Below are 25365 nucleotides of genomic sequence, written 5' to 3'. Positions count from 1 at the left end.
AGGTGATTAAAAACACCATTTTTGATTTTTGATTTTGCAAAATCGGTAGTAAAAGACTAATATCATGCCGCAGGATTTGCTTGCTCTTTTCTTTGCCGTTAAAGGTTGAGAGGGTAACAGGGCGAGTACTGTATATCTGTTTAAATCATTTCATTTAGAGGGAGGAGAAAATGAAGTTAGCTCTAACTGGTAAATTTGTTTCTACTGCAGCTTGTGTCTTAATGGCCCTTTCCCTGCCGGTGAGTGGTATGGCCGGTGATACTATCAAGTTAGGTGTTGCCGGTCCCCATAGTGGTGACCTTGCATCCTATGGATTACCTTCTGTAAATGCAGCCAAGCTTGTGGTGAAAAAGGTCAACGCCAATGGTGGAATTAATGGTAAAATGGTTGAGCTGCTCATCGAAGACGATGTCTGTAAGCCTGAAATTGCCACAAATACTGCAACCAAGCTCGTGACGGAAGGTGCTCAGGTTGTCCTTGGTCATATCTGTTCAGGTGCAACAAAAGCTGCTCTGCCCATATATAATAATGCTGGCATTCTTGTCATGTCTCCATCAGCTACGAACCCGGCACTGACCAAGAGCGGCGACTACCCCAATTTCTTCAGAACCATTGCCCCGGATGATGCCCAGGCCAAGGTTGATGTGGATTTTGCTCTTGGTAAGCTCGGATATACTAAAATTGCTGTTGTTCATGATAAAGGTGATTACGGGAAAGGTTTTGCGGAATTCGCCAAGAAATTCATTGAGGAATCCGGTAAGGGAAAAGTTGTTCTCTATGAAGGTGTTACCCCCGGAGCCGTTGATTATTCAGCAATAGTTCAGAAAATCAGGAAGTCCGGAGCAGAAGCGGTTATTTTTGGTGGATACCATCCTGAAGCCTCTAAAATTGTTGGGCTGATGAAGAAAAAACGGCTGAAGACAACGTTTATTTCCGATGACGGTGTGAAGGATATGACCTTCATCAAGGTCGCCGGAAAGAGTGCTGAAGGTGCCTATGCATCAGGACCAAAAGATAATTCCAAAAATCCGTTATCCAAGGTTGCTATTGAGGAACATAAGGCCGAGTATAAATCAGATCCGGGTGCATTCTATGAGAACGCCTATTCTGCCGTTCTTGCGCTTCTTAACGCCATCGATAAAGCAGGTTCAACGGATCTTGCAGCTCTGAAGAAAGTACTCCAGACTGAAAAGGTTGATACCCCTGTTGGAAAAATCTATTTTAATGATAAAGGTGATGCCATCGGTGTCGGTTTCTCTGTCTATAAAGTTGAAAATGCAAAGTTTGTAGAAGTTAACTAGCATTAATACAATATTAATCTACCTGGGCTGAAGTGGGTGATTTTTCAATCACTTCGGTTCAGGTAATTTTTTGTGATTTTTTATGGACTTTTCATATTTTATTGAACTTTTTTTCAGTGGTCTGACCCGCGGTTCCATCTATGCGCTTATCGCGTTGGGGTATACAATGGTTTACGGTATCATCGGTCTTATAAATTTTGCCCATGGTGAAATCTATATGATCGGTGCCTTTACGGCTTTTATTGTAGCCACTGTTCTCTCCATCTACGGCTTTCCCCTGCTGGCGATCATAATCATTGCCGGTGTTGCTGCTGCAGTGTGGTCAAGTGCCTATGGTTACACAATAGAGAAGATAGCGTACAAACCCCTGCGTCATGCCCGAGGTTATCTCCACTCATCAGTGCCATTGGCATGTCCATTTTTCTCCAGAATTATGTTCTGCTGGCACAGACTTCAGATTTTCTGCCATTTCCCGCCCTGATTCCTGATTTTGAATTCATGGAGCCAATTGCTCATATCGTCGGCTCCACAGACCTGGTCATCATGATAGCAACTACTGTTGTGATGCTGATTCTTACCTATATCATCAAGTTTACCCGAATAGGAAAAGCCATGCGTGCCACCGCACAGGACAGGACCATGGCAATGCTGGTGGGAATCAATGTGAACAATATTATTTCCGCCACTTTCATAATCGGTTCCGCCCTCGCCGCGATAGGTGGCCTTCTTATTGCCTCCCATATCGGTCAGATTAATTTTTATATTGGTTTTATAGCTGGAATCAAGGCGTTTACAGCAGCTGTTCTGGGAGGTATCGGGTCAATTCCCGGCGCTGTTCTTGGCAGTGTTGTTCTGGGGCTTACGGAGAGTTTTGCTACCGGATATGTTTCAAGTGACTATGAAGATGTTTTTGCCTTTTCTCTTCTTGTGCTCATTCTTATCTTCAAACCATCCGGATTATTAGGAAAATCTGAAACACAGAAAGTATAATACACAATGATTTCAGTAAAAGAATTGAAAAAAGCCGTTGGTATTTCCCTCTGGTTTGTCTTTTTGACCTTTCCCCTGATGGTTATCAAGGTCGACCCTATTGAAAGGATTATTCGCTGGAGATGGAATAATGTGCTCTATGTGGCAGTTGGTACATTCCTGATCTACCTGTTGATCAGGTTTTACAAATACAGGCAATTACAGCCGAAAACATCTGAGAAAAAGAAAGAACAGAAGGCTGAAAGTTTTATCCATACTCTTTTGATGGATAAAAAGAAAAAGAATATTCTGGTGACTGTTCTTCTGGCATTTTCCATCGCTTTTCCATTTGTCTTTTCTTCGTATCAGACAAACGTGATGATCACCGCCTTGATGTATGTGGTGCTGGGACTTGGATTGAATATCGTTGTCGGCATGGCCGGTCTGTTGGATCTGGGGTTTGTTGCCTTCTATGCCGTGGGTGCCTATTCATATGCTCTTTTGAATCTTCACTTTCATCTCGGTTTCTGGACTGTTCTGCCATTAGGCGGTTGTCTTGCTGCTCTTTTTGGTATTCTTCTCGGGTTTCCTGTTCTTCGGCTTCGCGGGGATTATCTGGCGATCGTGACGCTTGGTTTTGGAGAAATAATCAGGCTTATTCTTGAAAACTGGGGGGAATTTTCCAAAGGGCCCAGTGGTATTTCCAATATCCCGAGACCCGGATTTTTCGGTATTGATCTGTCTCTGGAAGCATCCATTATTTATATTTATTACCTTATGGTATTGGGCGTGATTGTCACGATTTTTGTGGTAAACAGGCTTCAGGATTCACGTCTGGGCCGGGCATGGATTGCCCTGAGAGAGGATGAGATAGCCTGTCAGGCCATGGGAATTGATAAAAGAAAAACCAAGCTTGTTGCCTTTTCACTGGGAGCGTTCTGGGCGGGACTCATGGGGGTGGTCTTTGCCGCAAAAACCACATTTATCAATCCGGCCAGTTTTACCTTTCTTGAGTCAGCTATTATTCTTTCCATTGTTGTCCTGGGAGGTATGGGGTCGATTGTCGGTGTCATCCTGGGTGCCTTGATTCTTATTCTAATGCCGGAGTATCTCAGGGCCCTGTCTGAGTACAGGATGCTTGCATTCGGTGGCGTTATGGTTGCTATGATGGTTTTCAGGCCGCAGGGAATGATAGCAAATATCCGCCGGACGTATAAGGCAGAGGATATTGACCTGAAAAACAGAAAATAAAAAATAAATAAATAATAAATAATTTAAAAAAACCTTGATGATGAACAGTCCGATATTGAATGTTACCGGCCTGACCATGGATTTCGGAGGTATTCGTGCTCTGAATGCATTGGATCTTGATGTATATGGCGGAGAGATTGTCGCCCTCATAGGTCCGAACGGTGCCGGTAAGACGACCTTTTTTAATTGTGTGACAGGTATTTATATGCCGACAGCGGGGGAAGTTCTGTTAACTTCTCCCAAAACCGGAAAAAGTGAAAGTCTGAAAGGACTGAAACCGAATCAGGTTACGGAAAAAGGTCTTGCCAGGACGTTCCAGAACATCAGGCTTTTTCCGAAAATGACGGTTCTTGAAAACGTAATGATAGGAAGGCATTGCCGGACAAAAGCTTTTATTCTTGGCGCGATCTTGAGGAACAGGGCTACCCGTGAAGAGGAACAGTCTATTCTTGAGACCAGTTATGCCATCCTGCAGAAGGTTGGACTTGAGCAATATTCCAATGAATTTGCAGAAAATCTACCCTATGGAGGGCAGAGAAGACTGGAGATTGCCAGAGCCCTGGCAACAGAACCACTCCTTCTGCTTCTGGATGAACCGGCGGCAGGAATGAATCCACAAGAAACTCTGGAACTTGTTGAACTTATAAAAGAGATATCCGCCGATGGCCAGGCTATCCTGCTGATAGAACATGATATGAAGCTGGTGATGAGTCTGTCAGACAGGATTTTCGTAATGGATTACGGTAAGAAAATTGCCCAGGGAACCCCTGCTGAAATCCGCGAAAATCCTGCAGTTATCAAGGCCTACCTGGGGGAAGATGTCGATGCTTAAATTACAGAATGTACAGGCTGGATACGGGAATATCCTGGCTATTAAGGATGTGTCCCTGGAAATTAACGAAGGCGAAATCATTACCTTGATCGGTGCCAACGGGGCCGGCAAATCCACAACACTCATGACGATCTGTGGGGTTGTACCCTCCCGTGCGGGGAAAATATCTTTTCTTGGCGAGGAAATTCAGGATAAGGAACCGGATGAAATAGTTCGCATGGGAATCTGCCAGGTTCCCGAAGGGCGGCATATTTTTCCGTTGTTGACTGTAAGGGAAAATCTTGACATGGGTGCCTTTCTCCGATCGGATCATCAGGAAATAAAAAAAGATATTGACTATGTTTTTGATCTTTTTCCGATTCTTGCCGAACGTAAAAATCAGGACGGCGGAACGCTTTCAGGGGGAGAGCAGCAGATGCTTGCCATGTCCCGGGCCCTTATGGCCAGGCCCAAGCTGATGCTGCTGGATGAACCGTCCATGGGGCTGGCTCCTCTTGTCATTAAGCAGGTTTTTGAAATTATAAAGAAAATTAATAAAGAGAGCGGTACAACCATTTTTCTTGTGGAACAGAACGCCAACCAGGCACTCCATATTGCCGACAGAGGTTATGTGATGGAAAACGGAAAGATAACCCTTGCAGGCAGAGCTGAAGAGCTCTTGGGGAATGCCGAAATCCAGAAGGCCTATCTTGGTATTTAGTCAGTGCTTAACCATAAATAGCCTTTTAACTCGATTTCTGAGTCGCAATGAAAATAAAAAAGCTCTCATATAACTGATATGCTCAGCTTTTTACGAGACCATCAATTATGACAATGTTAAATGTTGGTGTTATTGGTACCGGATACCTGGGCAGGTTTCATGCCCAGAAATATGCGGATATTGAATCTGTTAATCTGGTTGGCATAGCGGATACGGATTCTGACCAAGGCCAGATGGTTGCCGGGGAGTGCAATTGTCAGTTTTTTCAGGATTACAGGACGCTTCTCCCCGAGATTGATGCTCTGTCCATCGTTGTGCCGACACCTTTACATTTTGAAGTGGCACTGGACTGTCTCAAGGCCGGCAAGGATATTCTCCTGGAAAAACCGATAACGGTAACTCTTGAGGAAGCGGACGGTTTAATTGCAGAAGCTGAAAAAAATGATCTTATTCTGCAGGTGGGGCATCTTGAACGATTCAATCCTGCCGTCCAAGCCATGGAACCTTTTCTCACAACCCCGGTTTTCATAGAGAGCAACAGGATTGCAACATTTAAGAACAGGGGTTCAGATGTTGATGTTGTCCTGGATCTGATGATCCATGATATTGATATTATATTGAATATTATCAAATCTCCTCTCAAGACCATCCATACGGTTGGAGCACCTGTGGCAACCCGAACCACTGATATTGCCAATGCCAGGTTAATCTTTGAAAACGGGGCGACAGCGAATGTTACCGTCAGCAGGATATCGCGGACCAATATGCGGAAAATGCGTATTTTCCAGCCCGGTTCGTACATCAATGTGGATTTCGGCAATAAAAAGGTGATGATCATAGAGCTTTCTGATGAACTGCAGGAAAGTGGTATGCCCAAGCAGAAAATAGATGTCAAAGAGTTCAGTGGTGGAGATGCCCTTCGCAGTGAAATAGAGTCATTTGTTCACCACATAAAAGACCGCTCAAAGCCAGTTGTGTCAGGGCTGGAAGGCCGAAGGGCACTGGATGTTGCCCTGCAGGTCATAGAGCAGATCAAGGAGCATCAGCAGCTTGCCCTGTTTAAAGAATTGAAACAGCCATAAACTTTTTCAATGAGATGAAGATAATGATTGTCACCGGGGAGGCCTCCGGTGATCTCCATGGTGCCAACCTTGTCCGGGCTCTGCAGTCGCGCTCTTCAGATCTCTCGTTTTGCGGCATGGGAGGCAATGAACTCAAGAGCCTTGGAGTTGAGATCCTCTTTGATGCTGCAAAAGTTTCCGTGGTTGGAATCGTCGAAGTCGTTGCCCGCCTGAAAGATATTTTTTCCGCCCAGTCCATCCTGAAAAAAAGAATGGTTCTGGATCCTCCCGATCTTCTGATCCTTATCGATTTACCCGATTTTAACCTGTTGCTTGCCAAAAAAGCAAAAAAGATTGGAATTCCCGTATTTTATTATATTCCACCCCAGGTCTGGGCCTGGAGACAGGGCCGAACAGAAATCATCAGAGAACGTACCGATAAAGTCGGGGTCATTCTGCCTTTTGAAGAATCTTTTTTAAAAAAAAGAGGCGTTGATGCCAGGTATGTCGGCCACCCCCTGCTGGACAGTGTCAGGCCGACACTGACCAGTGAAAAATTTTATGAAAAATATGATATTGCCCCGGTAAGTGCTGCATCGGTCTGCTTCCCGGAAGCCGAAAACAGGAAGTGAGGTCACTGCTTCCCGTTTTTCTTGAAGCGGCAGAAATAATCACGGCCAACCTGAGAGAACAACCTCCGGTTTTTCTTGTTCCCCTTGCCTCAACCCTTTCGGAAAACGATCTTGACGAAGCCGGTCTCAGCCGGTACAGAGCTGTTCTTGATATCAGGGTAGTCGCTGAAGACAACTATAATCTCATGAACAGTTGTCAGGCGGTGGTTGCTGCATCCGGCACTGTGACCCTTGAATTGGCCATTCTCTCCACCCCCATGGTGATTGCCTATAAACTCTCAAAAATTACCTATATGCTGGCAAAATTTCTGGTAAAACTTGAATATTTTTCTCTGGTTAATCTCATTGCCGGAAAAAAGGTTGTAACAGAACTTTTACAGGATGAAGTTAAGGCGGCAACGATCGCAGAGCAGCTTTTATTGCTTGTGGGAGAAACTGAAGAAAGAAAAGAAGTTCTGCAGTCTCTTGAAGAAGTGAGAAAAAAACTCGGAGGTGCCGGGGCTTCTGAGAAGGCTGCGGATCTGGTTTTTGAGATCCTGGGTGAGAAAACGCTGAATGGATGAGCTTACCTACGATAATATGACAATAAAACTGGAGATTGATGGTGTTCTGGATCTCCATGCCTTTTCTCCAAAAGATATCAAGACCCTTGTTCCTGATTATATAGAGGAATGTGTTCGCCTGAAAATTTACCGTGTAAAAATTATTCACGGTAAAGGAAAGGGTGTACTCAGACGAACTGTTCAGGCATTGCTCGACAGAAACGGGTATGTTGTTTCATATTCGTCAGCAAATCTTTTTGACGGTAGCTGGGGCGCAACCGTTGTCCACCTCAGGGAGTTGGCTGATTGAGGGTGTCCTGTTGTTATTTCCCGAAATTGCAAACGGGATATGTGCAGGTTTTACAGTTTCTGCACAACCCGCCATGGCCGAGTTCCGCCAGCTCCGTTCTCCCTATCTTTTCTCCCGTGAGAATTCGGGGAGGACAAGATCAAATACAGTGATCTTGTGATACATACCACAGGCGGGCAGTCCCAGGATATCAACGTCACCGATTTTTCCCACGAGAAACATGGCTCCGGGCAGAACCGGGGTGCCATAGACAACATTAACGGCTCCGGCACGCAGGATGCCTTCGCGGGTAACATCATCAGGATCAACAGACATGCCGCCGCTTGTGACAACACAGTCGACTCCCGCCTCAATACAGTTTTTTATTTCAGCACCAATTATATCCGGATCATCCGGGGCCATTTTTACAGTTGTTACCGTTGAGCCAAGCAGTTCAAGTTTTTTGCGCAGTACGCCTTCAAACTTATCCTCAATTCGGCCATGGAAGACTTCACTGCCGGTAATGACCAGCCCGATTTTCTTTTCAGGGAGTGCGATAACTTCTACGGTCCCTCCATTTTTTCCAGCAATTTTTTCTGCTTTTTCAACCAGTTTCCGAGACGCAATCAGGGGAATGAGCCGGGTTGCAGCCACGACTTCTCCTTTGCGTACCGGAGTGTTGTCGTGAAGGGTCGAGCACATGACCTCACCGAGCATATTGAATCGGAAAAGATTGTCTTTATGAATTCGTAGCAGACCGTCAAAAGCAGCCTTAATGGCTATTTTCCCTTCGGCCGGCTGGTCGGGATATTCAACCCCTTTTCCGGCAAGAGCGTTTACCAGAACAACAGCGGCTTCGTTCTCATGGATTTCATTTTCCGTAAGAGAGAGAACGTAAATATTATCTTTTCCCAGCCTTTTCAGATAATTGATATCTTCTTTTCTGATAATATGGCCTTTTTTAAATGCAACGCCCTTTTTCTCATCTTTAACTATTTCCGTGACGTCATGGGGGAGAACCATCCCAACTGCTTCTTCAACAGGTACTGTTTTTAACATTGCTCAACCTTCTATATTGTGAAATCCGCTCGGGCGGGAGTTTCGTTTATGTCGGCGTGATTCCCTGCGCTACAGGGAACCGTCAACCTTATCGGGGGGGAAAAGATTTTTTACATCATATATAACGTGTTTATCACGGCACAGTTTTTGTAAATCCTCAACTGTCATTTCTGCAAACTGGCGGTGAGCAACAGCGACTATTACACCATCATAACGCTGGTTATCAAGATGAGCGACCAGGTCAATGCCGAATTCTTTTTCTGCCTCCTCAGGATTGACCCAGGGGTCATATACATCCACCGCAACTCCATATTCATCGAGTTCATTGACTATATCGATAACCCTGGTATTTCGGAGATCGGGACAGTTTTCCTTGAAGGTGAGGCCCAGAACGAGGATCCGCGCTTCGGCCGCGTCAATTCCTTTCCTGATCATTTTTTTTATGACCGCGGAGGCGATATATTCGCCCATGGAATCGTTCAGTCGTCGCCCTGCGAGAATCATATTTGGATGATAGCCGACCTCCTGCGCCTTATGGGTCAGGTAATAAGGGTCCACACCTATACAGTGTCCGCCGACAAGGCCGGGCTGGAAGGGGAGAAAATTCCACTTGGTTCCGGCGGCGGCAAGAACTTCTCTGGTGTTGATACCGAGCTTGTCAAAAATAAGAGCAAGTTCGTTGATAAGAGCAATGTTGACATCCCGCTGGGTATTTTCAATAACTTTTGCCGCTTCGGCCACCTTGATGGAACTGGCTGAAAACGTTCCGGCGGTAATGATGGAAGCATAGAGTGAATCTACAAATGAAGCAATCTCCGGAGTCGAGCCGGATGTGATTTTCACGATGGACGGCAGCCTGTGTTCTTTATCACCCGGGTTGATTCGTTCCGGGCTGTATCCGCAGAAGAAATCCTTATTGAACTGCAACCCTGATACTTCTTCCAGAATCGGGACACAGACTTCTTCCGTGGCCCCGGGATAAACCGTGGACTCGTAAACAACGATATCTCCGGGATTGAGGAGTTTTCCAACCGTCACCGATCCTTTTTCCAGCGGTTTGAGGTTGGGGCGTTTGTATGAGTCAATGGGAGTGGGGACTGCAATAATATAAACATTGCATGCTCGGAGGTCTGCAGGATTTGAAGTGAATCCCAGAAGATCCCGTTTTTTGCGCAGTTCCTCACTTGATACTTCAAGGGTGCTGTCTTTTCCATCCTGTAACTCGGTAACACGATTGAGGTTGAGATCAAACCCGATTGTGGGGTAACGCGAGCCGAATTCAACAGCAAGGGGTAAACCCACATACCCCAGTCCTATGATTCCAAGTTTTACTGTATCAAGGGTCAGCATAAAGAATCCTTGTTTCTGAACATTGTATGTGAATATATTTATTTACCGTAATAATAGAGTCCCTGGCTATCTGTTTCCATGACCATGACTCTCTGCAGAGAACAGTTGTCGTCGGGGAGCAGATCACTGACACCTTCAAAAATGAATTCGGCTATATGCTCCGAAGAAGGGTTTTTTTCCTGGAACCAGGGAAGGGTATTGAGGTCATGATGATCGAGTTTGTCAATAACCTCCTTTACGATTCTTTTTAAAATTTTAAAATCGATACCCATACCGCAGTTGTCAAGTTCTGCCGCACGGACCATGACTTCGACCTTCCAGTTATGCCCATGGGGCTTTTCGCAGTCTCCGGGATAGTCGCGTAAATGATGGGCACCGGCAAAATGGGTTTTTATAAAAATATCATACATGGTATCTTCAGCTCCTTCAGGTGGGAGTTCATTGCTTCACATTTATGGTCTGTCTGATTTCGAGACCGCTTTGTGAATTTATTTTTTTAATATGTTGAAAATACGGTTAAAATATTTAACATAAATTAATTCAGACAAATCACTTGCTGAGGTGAGGTTTTCGCTCACGAATTAAAATGTATAGGTAGAGTTATTTAATACGTCCACCCCTTTAAAGCACTTTTTTTTTAAAATAAATATTCATGATGATCTCGTAAAAAGTCGTTCAACGTTCTCAGATGGACTCTGGAAAAACTTCGATATACAAGGCGTGGCGGTGTCGTGTAAGCGCAGGCGTACATAGAGTACGTCGAGCATTACACGATCACCCCACAACGCAGTAGATCGGAGTTTTTACGAGTCCATCATTCATAAAACGCAGCTTATTTGGAGATGTGGTTTTTATCAAGAGTGGAGAGGAAAAAAAGGTGGTAATTAATGGTCGATCATGACAGGGAAAACCGTGAGCTTACCGAAGATACACTTTTTAACGGCAGACTTGTCTGTTACCAGCATAAAGAGGGCTATCGATTTTCGATTGATTCAGTACTTCTGGCTCATTTTACGACGGTGAAAAAGGGAGACTGCATTCTGGATTTGGGTAGTGGATGCGGTATTCTCGGACTTATTCTCATGTATAGACATGGCAGCAGGATTGCATCGATCACTGCTGTTGAAATTCAGATTTCTCTGGCCGCCCTGACCGAAAAAAATTTCATGGCTAACGGTTTTGACAGAAGCTGTTCTGTATATCGAGCAGATATCAGGAATCTTTTTGATTATTGCCAGCGTGGGTCATTTTCAAAGGTTATCTGTAATCCCCCCTTTTATCGTTCCGGCCGCGGGAGGGTTTCAGTCAATGAGGAATCCCTGCTTGCCCGCCATCAGATTTCCTGTTCACTCACTGAATTTCTGGCTGTGGCTGCAGCGGCAGTAAAAAATCGGGGCTCGGTTTATTTTATTTATCCGGCAACTGAACTGGCTGAACTGATACAGGATGCGAAAAAGTACGGCCTTGAGCCAAAACAGATCAGGTTTGTTTACAGCTATCCCGGCAGGGGAAAGAGCGCGGAACTTGTCCTGATCAGTTTCCTTAAAAACGGTGGTCCAGGTGTTGATATCATGCGCCCATTGCATATATATGAAGAGAAGAATGGTGAATATGATCAGGAAGTGGTTTCCTACTACGAATGAATGTGATGAAAAATATCAGTGAACAGGGATTGAATGCTTTCTAAAATTACAGGATGTACGGTTATTGGTATCCATGGCTGGCTGATTGAGGTGGAAGTTGATGTGGCCCTTGGTCTGCCGGTTTTTGCAACTGTAGGTTTACCTGACAGTGCTGTACGGGAGAGCAGAGACAGGGTCAAGGCTGCGATCAAAAACTGTGGTTATGAGTTTCCAAGCAGGAAGATAACAGTCAATCTGGCCCCGGCCGATATCAAAAAGGAGGGTTCTGGATTTGATCTCCCTATTGCCGTCGGCATTCTTGAGGCAACTGAAACCCTGGTCATGGACAGATCACGCCATAAGACCTTCTGTATTGTCGGAGAATTGTCCCTTGACGGTGGTGTCAGAAAGGTGAACGGGGTTCTTCCCATGATACTGGCGGCAAGAGAACAGGGTATCTCGAAAATAATTGTCCCTGTGGAAAATATGGAGGAGGCACGGGTGAGCCCGCCTGGGATTGATGTGATTCCCGTATCGACATTGCCGGAAGTTGTCGAGTATCTAGCCGGTCTGGTGGATATTTCACCAATTCCACCCCTCAGTGGGACACCCCTGACGGAAAATGTTGAGTACGGAGTTGATTTTTCGGATATTAAAGGGCAGAAACATGTGAAAAGAGCCCTTGAGATTGCCGCATCCGGCGGTCACAATGTTCTTCTGAAAGGACCACCAGGCTCTGGAAAAACAATGCTGGCCAAGAGATTTCCCACAATTCTTCCGGATATGAGTCTTGATGAAATTCTGGAAACCACCAAAATATATTCGATTGCCGGAAAGAAAGCCGGGGAAAGCCTGCTCTGCACTGCACGCCCTTTTCGCGCTCCCCACCATTCCATCTCGGATGCAGGGCTGATCGGGGGTGGAACCTCACCCAGGCCTGGAGAAGTGTCTCTGGCCCACAACGGGGTTCTTTTTCTTGATGAACTGCCGGAATTTAAGAAAAATGTTCTGGAACTTTTAAGACAGCCCGTGGAGGAGGGGACGGTAACCATTGTACGCGCTAAAATGGCCCTGACTTTCCCGGCAAGGTTTTCCCTGTTTGCTGCCATGAATCCATGTCCCTGCGGGTTTTATGGGACAGCAAAAATCGCTGCAACTGTACAAGTGTGCAGATTCACAAATATGAAAGCAGAATTTCCGGCCCTCTCCTGGATCGGATTGATATTCATCTGGAAGTTCCGGCGCTCAATTACAATGAAATAAGCAGCAATGAGCAGACGGAAACATCCCTGCAGGTGAAAGCGCGGGTTGATGCTGCAAGGACAATACAAAAAAAACGATTTGGTGATTGGCCTGCTGTATACTGTAACAGCCAGATGAACTCAAGGCAGGTGGAACAGTTCTGTAAAACCGATGCAGCTTCTTCGGCACTTCTGGAAAAAAGTGTCGACAGATTGGGACTGTCGGCCAGAGCCTATCATCGAATTTTAAAGATTGCCCGAACAATTGCGGATATGGATGGCAGAGAGTCAATCGGCGCCAACCATATCGCGGAAGCCATCCAATATCGTCGGTTGGCCTGAGACCAACTCTTTCGAGGAACATCCAGTGAAACAGAATACCCTCCTGACCTTGTTATCTTTATTGCTGGTCGTTGTTTATCTGCTTGTCTGGCGGATTGGCCCAGCTCAATACGGTGATCTGGCCCGTTTTCTACCGGAAAACAGTCTATTTTATCTTGAACAGGATAATTTCAGCCGGTTCCTGCAGAATGCCGGGCATTCCAGGTTTGGAAAGGTTCTGAAAATGATACATTTTGCCGAGGTGGGCAAATCACTGGACCTTCAGGAATCTGAAATGAAGATTTTTGAAACAATTGATGCGGCAATGAAAAAGGGCAGTGATAATCCACTTGTGAAAGAAATATTCAATCACAAGGTTGTCTTTGCCTTCTGTCAACCCGTCGAGCCAGAGATTCATGATGGTATGACTTTTTTCAGGCAGGGCAGCGTTATTATTGCCAGGCCTGCTCATCCCGCCGGCATCATACAGGAAATCGCAGAAAATGTTGCCAGAAACAAGGATGAAATCGTTATCGCTACCCGCCAGTACGGTGATCATTTTATAAAAAGAATAACAGTGGAGGGGGAGACTTTTTCAACTGTCGTTCTGAATGGATATTTTCTTGGCAGTTTTTCTGAAAAACTGTTGAGGAAATGCATTGATACCTACGATGGGGAACTCCCTTCACTTGCTGAAAACAGGGACTACCTGACGTTACGTCATCAATATGATAATACTGATCAGTTTGTCTATTTTTCCGTGGAACATACAAGGGAGCTGCTGTTAGAGCACCTGCAATCCTGTGATTTTTCCGGAAAAGATGTTTTCAGAAAGGAAGTGGCTTCGACCCAGGGGTTTATATCTGCCGTTTACGGTGCCCGAAGAGACGGTACATTTATCAGCGACCGGATTATTGTCACATTTAATCCGGAAATGGTGAGCAAAATTGTCGAAGATCAGACAACAACAGCGCCTTCAGTTTGCGATACCTTACAATTTTCTCCGGAAAAACCACTGCTGTTTTACTGGACGAATACAATCAATTTTAAACTGCTTTACCGCCTTTATGGTGAACATGTCTTCACCCATGATGAAAAACTGATTCGTTTTTCTGAGACAATCAGGGAGCTGACAGGGCAGGACATTGTTGAGTTTATAGATCGTTTCGGTCATGAAATCAGTTATATCCTCATGAAAAACGATGCCAAAGATTCACTGGCACTGCCCTATGGCTTGATGATTTTTAAAGTGGCACAACCGGAAGAAATGAAAAAGATGTTGAAAAGCATTGTCAACAGGTATGATATCCCCATGGATAGACATAAGTACGGATCCCGGGCCTTTTATTCCTGGACGATATCACCAAAAGACGGGCTGGAACCTCTTTATGGTTTTATTGACAGCTATCTGTATGTGGGTAACGGCAGGGTTTCAGCCAGGGAGATTATAGATTCCGATAAAATGGGAATACGGCTGCTGAAGAATCATCCCTCCGGTAAAATGGAGGAGAAGCTTCTTGAAGAAAATAACTCCATAAGTTTTACAGACAATGCAAAACTCATTGATATCCTGAAATCTGTCCTGAAGTTTACAGGCACAGTTATGGCAATAGAGGACAGGGAAGCTGCGGTAAAGGTGCGAGTTGTCCTTGAAAAACTTGTTAACCCGATCCTGGATGGTTTGAAAATGTTCGACCAGACAACCACCAGAAGTTATTTTGACGGAGATCGGGTTGTGATTGAATCGGTAATCAAGGTGGTAGAATAAAAAATGGAAAAGCTGATAAAAGAACTGCGGGGGCTGATCAATTTTAAAAAAACAATTGATATGGGTGATATTATCCTGGTTGCCGCGAAAGAACCCCAGATGCTCATGTATGGATATGTCAACAATCTTAAAAGAGATCCAACCAGGAAGGATGAATGGTATCACCTTCATTTCACTATACTGTCCATTCCACCCCAGAAGGTAACCTGGACACTTCGGATACCGCAGATGACTGGACAGGAAATTTTTACCATGGGTGGGGAGGAGCGTTTTGTCCAGCCCCTTGACATGGGAGCGAATGTTTCAGCTACTCCGACTCCACAACCGGAAAAGAAAAAAACAAAGGGTGGTTTGCGCAGGATAAAATAAGTTGTATCGGATAAAGAATGCTATAACTCCGGTGGCACCAGACTGATAGTTATACTCCTCAGCTCTGTTTTCAATCTGCGATAGGCGATGCCTGCGGAGTTCAACATAATTTTTGACGCCTTTACCTGGTCACTGTCCTTGTATTTATCAGAAAGATAAATGATTTCCTTAATGCCTGATTGAATAATTACCTTCGTGCATTCATTACAGGGGAAAAGTCCCACGTAGATTCTGCAGTTTCTCAAGTCTTTGGAAATTGAATTGAGAACAGCATTTAATTCAGCGTGGCAGACATAGGGGTATTTAGTGTCAAGAAAGGCGCCGGTGCGATTCCACGGCAGTTCGTCATCGGAGCAACCCCAGGGAAAACCATTATACCCGACCCCGACAATCTTGTTCTGTTCGTTGGCAACACATGCACCCACTTGAGTATTGGGGTCCTTGCTTCGCTGGGCGGCCAGCAGGGCCACGGCCATAAAATACTCATCCCAGGACAGGTAGTCGGTTCGTTTCATACTATGTTTCCTTCTCAGAGTGTTTTAAAGGGATAATGTGTATCTGTCTGTGTTAGGACTTGCGAAATTTCCTCCGTCGCTGCCGCCAGGTATTGATTCCGCAGACACTATCCACGAAAATCTTTATTGTCTGATAGTACAAGTCTCCGGCAGCCTCTGCCACTGACCAGTGATCCGCTCCGGGAACCAGATGAAACTGTTTGGTTCTCGCCCCCGAAGATGCCTGAAGTTTTTCAGCAAGAGCAGGAGCTACCAGTGTATCACGGGAGCCATGGAGAAACATGGTGGGCAGCTTGATTTTCTCAATTTTTTTCAAATTATTAAAGCCTTCGTCTTCTGAAAAGCCGAGGTTGTCCTTCTCTACTCCAGCTGCCTCCAGGAAAGGGATGGTATCGCAGACACTGCTTTCAAGGATTACTCCTTTGAATTCATCCGGAAAATTACTGGCCAGTTCCAGGGCAAATGCAGATCCTATCGATTTTGCGTTGACAAAAAGTTTTCCGGTCAACTTATTGTCGGCCATACACTCTTTTATTTTCTCCAGGATTTTCGACAGTGAACTCATCAGGGCTGTTATTGTCGGTTGTCCTTTTTTCGGATTATACGGGTTAACTGTGATCATAAAGATGTTAATACCGTTTTGGATTAGGGTTTCTGCGAACATTTTTGATTCCTCCGGCAGAAAACTGAGGAAAACCGGATTCTCCTTATCTTGGTAAAATAGACGGCAGGAGCAGGATGGATGAAGGTGGACGGAAATTCCACTGTCAGAAGACGTATTCTTTGTTTTATCCGTCGGGGGAAACAGGGTTGAGAGAATCGCATCACTGTCGAGTTTTGAGTAAGTATCCATTTTAATATCGCTTTTAATTGCTCCGGAAGAGCCTTTTACGGACGGAATAGACCTGCAAAAACCGAATGAAAATCTTACTGCGGCAAAGCGACCTTAGGTAGCGAGATTTTCAGATAACCAGCATGGCTGGACCAAATTATGGATCACAGCCACAACGAACGATGAAAGTGATGCAATCGCTCATTCATTTTCTTCACTTTCATATAAAAAAGGGGTTGTTCCATCAATACCGGAACCACCCCTTGTATGCGTAAAGTGGGGTGAATGAGGAGATTCGAACTCCCGACCTTCTGGGCCACAACCAGATGCTCTAACCTGCTGAGCTACATTCACCACATTGAATTTCATCATCTGAAACGCGTGTCTTTTATACCCGGTCAGTTTTTGTTTTGCAAGATATAATCATGGATCAAAGACGGTTTTGTGTTTTTATTATAACCTCGATCCTGCAATTGGTAATCTTGCCGGAGATATGAGGCATCAAAGGCGAAGCGCCCAGGTCATACGTAAGCCGGGCTGATCGTGGAAGGTTCCGGCACCCTGTGACCTGCTATTTTACACATCTTTGCCGCAATGCATACACAATTTTGCCTGGGATTTGATTATTTCGGCACAGAACGGACATTCTTTTTTATAATTGGCCTGCAGGATCTTCTGCAGGATCATATTAACACTCTGTTCCATTGAGCTGTCTCTGAAGGTATGGTTTCTCAATGGATCAATACAGGCTATATCATTGAGCCTGGCAAGATAGTCCAGGGCTTCGACCCTGGTGCTTTTCATGGCGGCTTCGTCAAGCAGCAGGGTAAGAACAGGTTCGAGATTTTTTTCTTCAAGACAGGTCTTTAATGCTTCCTTGGCCTCCTTTTCCTTTCTGTATCGTTTGTTTTGCTGCCTGATAACCTCCGGATTGATAATACTGCCCTTGAAAGCATTCTTGTTTCCGACCATCATGACATTGCTCTCTTTTGAGCCGGGGAGTTCCATATACCTGTAGGAGGCCCGATGGCCAAATTTTTCCTCCAGGTAATCAAAGCCTTTGACAAAGAGGGAACATTCATCGTTCAGGCAGATGAACAGGACTTCCGAGCCCCAGCCGAGACCGTCACCCACGTGGATCTGCGGAGCCTCACAACAGGTCAGTTTTTTGTTGCAGTGGGGGCAGATTTTTACTTCTTCCAGTATTTTTAAATCCCAGGACATCATAAACAACACTCCTCAATAAAATTAAAAACCGTGTTTAATCTCATGATACTCTGATTTCACGGAACAGTTACATGAATTACTGCATTTTCATATCCGGCCGGCTCATAACATCATCAACGGCTTTGGCTTGTTTCATTCGGGACCGAAGAAAGGAGGGCGACATTGATTTTTTGTTTTCTTCCATAATTTCTGAAAGTTCATTAATATCGCCATGCTCGGCCCTGTCAATAATGGCCCGCAGATTCTCAGCAAAACTGCGGACAATTTTTTCGCCCTCACCCCTTGTGGCCATAATTTCGGCATATGTGCGCGGGTTCTGGTTATGAACCCTGGCCATGGCAAGAATACCGTAGAGGGAGGTGAGGGTCGAGTGGCTGTCTATATCCCGGCTTTCTATACCAAACTGCTTAAGAGTCATTGCCAGGGCAACGGAAATGGCTGTGGGCAGTTTCTGTCCCACTCCCATGAGCAGATCATGTTTTTTGGCGGAGTCATGGTAGATATCGGCCCCATGTTTATATAAAAATGCCTCGAATTCACTGCAGAAACTGCCGCTTCTCGGGGTTCTGACAATTGCCGCGTTTTTATCCTTCATGGTCAGGGCCTGAGGGCCCCAGAGATTGTGGACAAACATAACCTCTACACCGGGATCTGTGGAATCCAGGGCAGCCTGTATGGTCTTTTCCGATTCTCCCGCAAGAATTATAAGAGCCTGGCCGTTTTTTAAAAGTGGGCCATATTGTTTGATTGTTTTGGCTGTAACAGAGATGGGAACACAGACAATGACCACATCAACCTCTTTGATCATCTTTTCAGGCGGGATAATTGATGTCCTTCCTGAAATATGAGTCTCATATCCTTCGTTTTCCAGTCTTTTTGCAAACCATTGAGACATATCGCCACTGCCGATAAAACCAAAATTCCTGATCTTTTTCACCCGCATGTCAACCCTGGGGAAAGAGCCGAGGATCTTGAGAGCGGATTCCTCCTGGATTACGGTCGTTTCTATGGTTTGTATGGCTTCGGAAATATTGTTGTTTTCGATATGTCCTTCAATTTCGACATAGATCCGCAGTTTCTGCGTTTTGATGTCGTTTTCAGACTGGAGATCAAGAATATTAATGCCTCTTCTGGTGAATTCTCCCAGGATGTCAGCCAGCATGCCCACCCGGTCCCGCAGAGGGTGGGTGATAATTGCCGTGGCATCATAGCCGGTCTGGGGCGCGATACTTCTTCCAATCACCGCAAACCGTGTACGGTTATGGGAAACAACTTCTCTTGCGATAAGTTGAAAGCCGTATTGTTCCAGTAACTGTTCGGAATCGATAACCGCATAACCGCTTTTTTCTTCCCTGCGGATTTCCTCCATGGCTTCTTCGATGTTCTGAACGGCCATCAGGGTCACATCCGGGTAATTGTCCTCAATATATTCGTCACATTGGCGGAATACCGGGCCTCTTCCAACAATTGTCTTGACCTGGGATGGATTATTTCCCTGGAAAATACCAAAAGAGAGGTGGATGGGCAGGACAACATTATCAATCCAGTAACCTTCTTCCATTTTTGCAACCAGCCGGAAATATTCCTTTACCTCACCTTCCCGTGTGTTATAGACAGGGATGAGCGCAAAGTCGGCTTCTTTTCGTTTAAACGCGTCAAGACAGTCGGATAATTTTAGGTAGAGTTTTAAATCTGCCTCCGGATCATACTGTTTTGCGGCGAGTACACTGTTAGAGCCTGAAGGGCCCATGGTTGCAATAGTGACCATTGTTGATAAAGGGTAATTTTTTATTTTTTGTTTTTAATTTATTATTATTATTTATTTCCTGTTTTCAATTATGCTCCGAATTACGCAGGAAAACAGAAAATATCCTTTCCTCATCGTTTAAGCAACATTTTGTTTCCCGGTTGAGCCGAAACCATGGAGTAAGCCGGTATTATTTATGGACCCGGATGTTTCAGAATATATCAGTTCTCTCAAAAATTCTCCCCGGTTCGGGCCCCAGGTCGTCTTCCATAAAAAAATAGACGGAGTTCCTGCAAAATTCTCAAAAAAAGCAACAGATCTATCTCCAACATCCCGGGAGATAATGAAAAAGGCCGGAATAAAAAATATTTTTTCACACCAGTCCAGGGCTATCCGGTATCTTCTGCAGGGTCATGATATTATTGTGGCGACACCCACCGCCTCGGGTAAAAGCATGATCTATAACCTCCCGGTCCTGGATGAACTGAATCAGGATATCCCCGGCACCTCAATCTACGTTTTCCCATTGAAGGCCCTGGCAAGGGATCAGTTGAATACCCTCGAAAGCCTGGCACAGTTGGCAGGCGGGGGGCAAAACCCGAAAAACGGGCCAATTGCTGCACTGTTTGATGGAGACACCTCCCCCTACATGAGGCGTAAGATACGTAATGATCCACCGCCTGTACTCTTGACCAATCCGGAAATGCTGCACCTCTCCATACTGCCATACCATGACAGCTGGGCAAATTTCTTCGCCAGGTTGCGTTATATAGTTATTGATGAAGTTCACAGTTACAGGGGGGTGCTGGGCAGTCATATGAGCTGGCTCCTTCGACGACTTCAGAGAATAGCCTCCTGGTACGGTGCAGAACCTGTTTTTGTTCTGCTTTCTGCCACTATCGGCAATCCAGGGGAACTTGCAGAATTGTTATTGGATCGTTCTGTCAAAGTAATTGAAGAAAGTGGAGCGCCCAGATCGGAAAAGCATTTTCTGATGATCAACCCCTGGGACAGTGCCGCATACAGTGCCAGCAGACTCCTGGAGGCGGCAATGAAAAGGGGACTGCGAACCATTGTCTATACCCAGTCAAGAAAGATGACAGAACTGATTGCCATCTGGACTTCCGAGAGACTTGGGCAGTTGGCCGATAAACTGAGTGCTTATCGGGCCGGTTTTCTACCGGAAGAACGAAGAGACATCGAACAGAGGTTATTTTCCGGCCGCCTGCTCGGGGTCATATCCACATCTGCCCTTGAGCTTGGTATAGACGTTGGTGATCTTGATCTCTGTATCCTCGTGGGCTACCCTGGCTCCGTGATGGCCACTTGGCAGCGTGGGGGCAGGGTAGGTCGGGGGGGCAGGTCGTCCGCCGTTATTCTTATTGCCCAGGAAGATGCGCTTGATCAGTATCTTATGAGAAATCCAGAAGATTTTTTCAAGAGAGCACCTGAATCTGCAGTCCTTAATCCTGAAAATGATATTATCTCGGCTCAACACCTGCATTGTTGCAGTGCGGAACTTTCGCTGAAAAGAAATGAGCCTCTTCTTCAGAACAGCAAAATCAGGGAAAAAGTAGTTGAAATGACAATAAAAGGCGTCCTGCTTGAGACCGGTTCGGGCGGCTGCTGGCTCTCCACCAGAAAATACCCCCAGAGACTTGTGAGTCTGCGGGGTGGCGGCAGACAGCTTGTGATTATTGAGCTGCCGGGAGGGGAGATTACCGGGGAAATTGACAGCACCAGGGCGTTGAAGGAATGCCATCCCGGTGCGGTTTATATTCACAGGGGAATGGTACAACTGGTCGAACACCTTGACCTGGAGGGAGGGGAGGTGGTTGTCCGTCGGGAATCACCAAATTATTATACCCGGCCAATGGTGAGTAAACGAACTGAAATTCTGGAGGTATATGGGAAGAAAACCTGTTTTGGGCTCACCGTTTCTCTGGGCAGGGTCAAAGTGATGGAAAAGGTTACAGGTTATCAGAAAAAGAACAAAAGAACACAGAGAACCATGTCGACCATAGATCTCGATCTTCCTGAACAGACCATAGAAACGGAAGGTATCTGGTTTGACGTGGAGCAGGAAACCAGGACATATCTTGAAGAAAAAAAGCTTCATTTTATGGGGGCAATTCACGCCTTTGAGCATGGAATAATAGCCCTTTTCCCCCTCCTTGTTCTCTGTGACCACAATGATATCGGCGGTATTTCCTGCCCTGTCCATGATCAGACGGAGAAAGGATCTATTTTCGTGTACGACGGGCACCAGGGAGGCGTGGGGCTGGCAAGGGCAGCGTATGGCAGGGCAGAGGAGCTGCTTCGGGAAACATATAAGGTTATCATGACCTGTGGCTGCGAGAACGGATGTCCATCCTGTGTCCATTCACCCAAATGCGGTTCAGGGAACAGGCCGATAGATAAACAGGCCTGCTTGGAATTTTTCGGCCATATCTTTGCCAATCCCCTTGATCCTGAAAATATGATCAACCAGGAGGAAAAGAAAGCAAATAAGACAAACTCCTACCCAACCGGTCTGAACAGCCTGCCCAAACATTTTGGTGTTTTTGATCTGGAGACAATCCGTTCAGCAAAGGAGGTGGGAGGCTGGGCGCATTGCGAGAAAATGGGCATCTCCGTGGCGGTAATCTATGACTCACGGCTTGACAGTTATGTATCTTACCTGGAAGAGGAGATAGATGACTTTATCGATCATCTCCATCGGTTGGATCTTATTGTGGGATTTAACAATATTCGCTTTGACAACAGGGTAATCTCGGCATATACGGATCGAGACCTGACACAACTCCCTAACCTCGACCTGCTGGCCGAAGTACAGAAATACCTTGGATATCGCCTGAGCCTCGATCGCCTGGCAGCCACCACACTGGGCAGAAAAAAATCAGCAGATGGCCTCCAGGCACTGCAGTGGTACAGGGAGGGGAAAATAGAGCTCATCGCAAGATACTGTAAAGACGATGTGGAATTAACCCGCGACCTTCTCTATTATGCACTGGAAAATGGATATTTTTTATTTAAAAACAAGGCGGGAAAGGAAGTCCGACTCCCTCTTGCACTCGACCGCCAAATCGCCACCATACTTCTACGGTAATTTTGTATTCTCCAGTGAACATGTTGATTGTCTATCCTTAAAATCAAACAAGCCTGGCTCTCCACGTCAAAGGTTATGGAATAAAAAAAGCCGGATTTCATAATGCCCGGTAAAGAGCAGAACAAAATCCGGCCTGAACCTGGATTGAATTCAGTTGAATTGGAATCAGGGCCAGAGCAGGGGTTTGTAAATCCAGCCAACCGTTCCACTTGCGTGTCTTACTTCCACCCATTTTCCTTTACGGGAGATTTTAGTCAGTACAACACCTCTTTCCACATCGGCGACAACGGAGCTTTTTGTGGATGGGCCCGATCTCATGTTCACGCTCTTCTTGGCGTTGACGATGACCGTATCACCGGTGGTGACAAGATTTTTGTGGATCCAGCCGGAATCATTTTCAAAGTCGATGACCTTATACCAGTCACCCTGTTTTTTTATGACTTTCAGCGGATATCCTTCAAACAGCTCCATGGAAACGGGGTTATCCTTTGATGGACCTGTCCTTACATTTACATTGTCTTTTTTTACACTGACATACTGAGCTGCAATGACATTGGGGCATATGAAGAAACTGAAGATGATTAATGCCAGGAGTATGCGGAGGGAAGTTTTTGTTGAATTTGAAAAAATCATGGTATTTGTATGGATTCTGATATTTTTATTTTTTATGTAAGTAATTCTTGTTTCCGGCAGGATCGGGTAATGGCCGTCATCCTTTCGTCTCATCTCTTTACAAGCCGGCAGATGTCACTGTGACCATTCAATTAACAACCGGTATTTCTCTATAGCATTTTTCTACAATCAAGTCAAACATATGCTGATGATACCCGTCGTAACTGACACAGGACCGGATAACCGGATAATGCAGTGAAATCGTGAGTCTTAATGAAAGAGAAGCCGGGTTTTTTCCCTGTCCATTTCTACCGTTGCACCCAGTGGAAGGGTGTAATTATCCGGACAGTGACCTACGGGAATATTTGCCCAGACCGGGTATGCGAATCGCCCGGTTAACTCAAGTATTCGCATCCAGACCTGTTCTCTGTAGCGGATTTTTTCCAGGGTGTCCTCGTGGGAGGAGAGGGAAAAATCCCCTAGAATAAGGCCGGAGAGGTCGTCAAATTTTCCGGCAAGAAAAAGCTGGGTCAGCATACGGTCAATTTTGTACGGTGGTTCATTGATATCTTCCAGAAAAATAACACCATTGTCCCAGGAAAAATCATAGGGAGTTCCCAGTAGAGTAACAAGGCTTGTCAGGTTTCCACCGAGCAATCTTCCTGAAGAGGTCGTGCCGTCCCGGAGAATTTCTATCTTTCGTGTATGTATTGGTGCCCGCCATTGACCGGTAAGAGAATGATACAGTCTTTCAAGCGCAGGTGAAGTCAGGGTGGTAAGGGAAGTCAGGACAGGTCCATGGAAGCAGACAAGGCCTGTTCTGGTATGCAGGTAGTTGTGGAGAATTGAAATATCAGAAAAGCCCAGGATAGTTTTCGGATGGCCGGCGATCTGCCCGAGATCAATCTTATCCAGCATGCGCAGGCAACCGAATCCACCTCGCATTGAAATAAGTCCGGCTGTTTCGGGATCATTGATAAATGTATTGAATTCGTGGGCGCGGTTTTCATCGCTGTCGGCCAGATAGTCATTTCCCGGCCATAAATCCCTTGGAAATTTTACGGAAAAACCCATTTCTTCGAGCAGGGAAATCCCTTTTGCAAACTTTTGAGGCTCCTGCAACTGCCCTGCGGGAGCTATAACAGCGAGGGTATCACCTTTTTTCAGGGGTGGAGGATAGAGAGGTAAGGGAGCCATTACAAAATTTTCTTTTTATATATGATTTCCAGGCCTTTCAGGGTAAGCATAGGATCGATATGATCAAAGGCAGTGGTGAATGGGGCGATAACCTTTGCCATGCCACCCGTGGCAATGACGGTGACTTTTTCTCCCCCTGGGGCCATTTCCATACGGATATTCTCGATAAGACCGTTTATCATTGCACCATACCCGTATAAAATACCGCTTTTCATGGCATGATCAGTGTTTTTGCCGATAACTGATGGCGGTTTTTCAGAAACATCGATGTGCGGCAGTTTTGCGGTTCTGGTGGCAAGAGCCTCCAGGGATATGGCAATACCTGGAATAATCAGTCCACCTGTGTATTCACATTTTTCAGTGATACAGTCAAAGGTGATGGCTGTGCCGAAGTCGATGACAATGAGCCTTGTCTGAAACTCGTTCCAGGCGGCGATGGCGTTAACCAGACGATCGGCACCCACTTCGCCCGGATTTTTTAATTTGACCGAAATCAGATCTTTAATGTCATTGACGGCGACCACAAAGATCTTTTTGTCGAGATTTGAATTAAAATGTTTTGTGCAGCAGCCGAGCCAGGCGGTTTCGAGAGTGGGAACGACGCTTGCAAGTACAACACCTTTTATGGCAGTCTTATCAATACCTGCCATGGTGAAAAGGGCATTGTGCAGTACAGCCAGTTCATCCGGAGTGCTTTTTCTATTGGATTTAAAGCGCCAGTGACCAATAAGTTTATCATTGCTGTAGAGCCCGGTAACCGTATGGGAATTGCCAATATCAATAACGAAGAACATGTAACACCACGCTGTCGGAAAAAGT

Annotated in this window: 22 protein-coding genes, 1 tRNA gene and 2 pseudogenes; 14 read left to right on the top strand and 11 right to left on the bottom strand. The window is 45.6% G+C overall.

From position 1 onward, the window contains the following. The first annotated feature begins 221 nt into the window (after positions 1–221). From LO777_RS07555 to LO777_RS07520, 9 genes and pseudogenes are all read left to right on the top strand, one after another. Positions 222–1301: a branched-chain amino acid ABC transporter substrate-binding protein gene (locus LO777_RS07555; RefSeq protein ID WP_407929131.1), complete on the top strand. Its 1080-nt coding sequence runs from the start codon at positions 222–224 to the stop codon at positions 1299–1301. 82 nt (positions 1302–1383) lie between these two features. Beyond that, positions 1384–2291: pseudogene (locus tag LO777_RS20985) on the top strand (branched-chain amino acid ABC transporter permease). 6 nt (positions 2292–2297) lie between these two features. Continuing rightward, entirely contained in the window at positions 2298–3521 is a 1224-nt protein-coding gene (locus LO777_RS07545; protein WP_228856906.1) for an ABC transporter permease subunit, read from the top strand. Between the two features lie 40 nt (positions 3522–3561). Further along, positions 3562–4353 (top strand): ABC transporter ATP-binding protein, encoded by a 792-nt coding sequence (locus LO777_RS07540; RefSeq protein WP_228857349.1) that lies wholly within the window; start codon positions 3562–3564, stop codon positions 4351–4353. Continuing rightward, positions 4346–5053 (top strand): ABC transporter ATP-binding protein, encoded by a 708-nt coding sequence (locus tag LO777_RS07535; RefSeq protein ID WP_228856905.1) that lies wholly within the window; start codon positions 4346–4348, stop codon positions 5051–5053. Before LO777_RS07540 ends, LO777_RS07535 begins: the two co-directional genes overlap by 8 nt. Positions 5054–5160: 107 nt before the next feature. After that, on the top strand, positions 5161–6135 hold the full coding sequence (locus tag LO777_RS07530) for a Gfo/Idh/MocA family protein (RefSeq protein WP_228856904.1): 975 nt from the start codon (positions 5161–5163) through the stop codon (positions 6133–6135). A gap of 14 nt (positions 6136–6149) precedes the next feature. Beyond that, on the top strand, positions 6150–6746 hold the full coding sequence (locus tag LO777_RS20000) for a glycosyltransferase family protein (RefSeq protein ID WP_268907530.1): 597 nt from the start codon (positions 6150–6152) through the stop codon (positions 6744–6746). After that, positions 6743–7309 (top strand): glycosyltransferase family protein, encoded by a 567-nt coding sequence (locus tag LO777_RS19995; RefSeq protein WP_268907529.1) that lies wholly within the window; start codon positions 6743–6745, stop codon positions 7307–7309. The genes LO777_RS20000 and LO777_RS19995 overlap by 4 nt, the downstream gene beginning before the upstream one ends. Next, entirely contained in the window at positions 7302–7598 is a 297-nt protein-coding gene (locus LO777_RS07520) for a Smr/MutS family protein (protein ID WP_228856903.1), read from the top strand. Before LO777_RS19995 ends, LO777_RS07520 begins: the two co-directional genes overlap by 8 nt. A 102-nt stretch (positions 7599–7700) precedes the next feature. On the opposite strand, the gene LO777_RS07515 is transcribed toward LO777_RS07520, so the two are convergent. The 3 genes from LO777_RS07515 to queD form a co-directional block, all read right to left on the bottom strand. Continuing rightward, complete coding sequence (locus LO777_RS07515; RefSeq protein ID WP_228856902.1) at positions 7701–8636, bottom strand: molybdopterin-binding protein; 936 nt, start codon at positions 8634–8636, stop codon at positions 7701–7703. A 69-nt stretch (positions 8637–8705) separates the two neighbouring features. Further along, positions 8706–9986, bottom strand: coding sequence for a Vi polysaccharide biosynthesis UDP-N-acetylglucosamine C-6 dehydrogenase TviB (gene tviB / locus LO777_RS07510; RefSeq protein WP_228856901.1), 1281 nt, complete (start codon positions 9984–9986; stop codon positions 8706–8708). A gap of 38 nt (positions 9987–10024) precedes the next feature. Beyond that, entirely contained in the window at positions 10025–10396 is a 372-nt protein-coding gene (gene queD, locus LO777_RS07505; RefSeq protein WP_228856900.1) for a 6-carboxytetrahydropterin synthase QueD, read from the bottom strand. 477 nt (positions 10397–10873) lie between these two features. On the opposite strand from queD, the gene LO777_RS07500 reads away from it, so the two are divergent. From LO777_RS07500 to LO777_RS07485, 4 genes and pseudogenes are all read left to right on the top strand, one after another. Further along, entirely contained in the window at positions 10874–11629 is a 756-nt protein-coding gene (locus LO777_RS07500) for a tRNA1(Val) (adenine(37)-N6)-methyltransferase (protein ID WP_228856899.1), read from the top strand. 33 nt (positions 11630–11662) lie between these two features. Continuing rightward, positions 11663–13191, top strand: a pseudogene (locus LO777_RS07495) (YifB family Mg chelatase-like AAA ATPase). A 25-nt stretch (positions 13192–13216) separates the two neighbouring features. Continuing rightward, positions 13217–14938: a hypothetical protein gene (locus tag LO777_RS07490; protein ID WP_228856898.1), complete on the top strand. Its 1722-nt coding sequence runs from the start codon at positions 13217–13219 to the stop codon at positions 14936–14938. Positions 14939–14941: 3 nt separating this feature from the next. Further along, positions 14942–15307: a hypothetical protein gene (locus LO777_RS07485; protein WP_228856897.1), complete on the top strand. Its 366-nt coding sequence runs from the start codon at positions 14942–14944 to the stop codon at positions 15305–15307. A gap of 20 nt (positions 15308–15327) precedes the next feature. On the opposite strand, the gene LO777_RS07480 is transcribed toward LO777_RS07485, so the two are convergent. The 5 genes from LO777_RS07480 to LO777_RS07460 form a co-directional block, all read right to left on the bottom strand. After that, positions 15328–15822 (bottom strand): deoxycytidylate deaminase, encoded by a 495-nt coding sequence (locus LO777_RS07480; protein WP_228856896.1) that lies wholly within the window; start codon positions 15820–15822, stop codon positions 15328–15330. A 52-nt stretch (positions 15823–15874) separates the two neighbouring features. Then, positions 15875–16675, bottom strand: coding sequence for an alpha/beta hydrolase (locus tag LO777_RS07475; RefSeq protein ID WP_228856895.1), 801 nt, complete (start codon positions 16673–16675; stop codon positions 15875–15877). Between the two features lie 256 nt (positions 16676–16931). Then, a tRNA-His gene (locus LO777_RS07470) sits at positions 16932–17008 on the bottom strand. A gap of 222 nt (positions 17009–17230) precedes the next feature. Beyond that, positions 17231–17881, bottom strand: coding sequence for a zinc ribbon domain-containing protein (locus tag LO777_RS07465; protein ID WP_228856894.1), 651 nt, complete (start codon positions 17879–17881; stop codon positions 17231–17233). A gap of 76 nt (positions 17882–17957) precedes the next feature. Then, positions 17958–19649: a prephenate dehydratase domain-containing protein gene (locus tag LO777_RS07460; protein WP_228856893.1), complete on the bottom strand. Its 1692-nt coding sequence runs from the start codon at positions 19647–19649 to the stop codon at positions 17958–17960. A gap of 175 nt (positions 19650–19824) precedes the next feature. Between LO777_RS07460 and LO777_RS07455 the strand changes: the two genes are divergently transcribed. Continuing rightward, positions 19825–22737 carry a DEAD/DEAH box helicase gene (locus LO777_RS07455; RefSeq protein ID WP_228856892.1) on the top strand — a complete coding sequence of 971 codons (2913 nt, stop codon included), beginning with the start codon at positions 19825–19827 and terminating at the stop codon, positions 22735–22737. 165 nt (positions 22738–22902) lie between these two features. Here the strand turns inward: LO777_RS07455 and LO777_RS07450 are convergent, their stop codons facing one another. The 3 genes from LO777_RS07450 to LO777_RS07440 all read right to left on the bottom strand — a co-directional run bounded on the left by LO777_RS07450 (position 22903) and on the right by LO777_RS07440 (position 25340). Further along, on the bottom strand, positions 22903–23463 hold the full coding sequence (locus tag LO777_RS07450) for an SH3 domain-containing protein (RefSeq protein WP_228856891.1): 561 nt from the start codon (positions 23461–23463) through the stop codon (positions 22903–22905). Positions 23464–23619: 156 nt separating this feature from the next. Beyond that, entirely contained in the window at positions 23620–24546 is a 927-nt protein-coding gene (locus LO777_RS07445; protein WP_228856890.1) for a S66 peptidase family protein, read from the bottom strand. Continuing rightward, positions 24546–25340, bottom strand: coding sequence for a type III pantothenate kinase (locus tag LO777_RS07440; protein ID WP_228856889.1), 795 nt, complete (start codon positions 25338–25340; stop codon positions 24546–24548). Before LO777_RS07440 ends, LO777_RS07445 begins: the two co-directional genes overlap by 1 nt. Positions 25341–25365 lie beyond the last annotated feature (25 nt).

It is taken from the genome of Desulfomarina profundi, from assembly GCF_019703855.1.
Classification (GTDB): domain Bacteria; phylum Desulfobacterota; class Desulfobulbia; order Desulfobulbales; family Desulfocapsaceae; genus Desulfomarina; species Desulfomarina profundi.
Note: the sequence above shows the minus strand (reverse complement) of the source record. Positions and strands in the feature narration are given on the sequence as shown.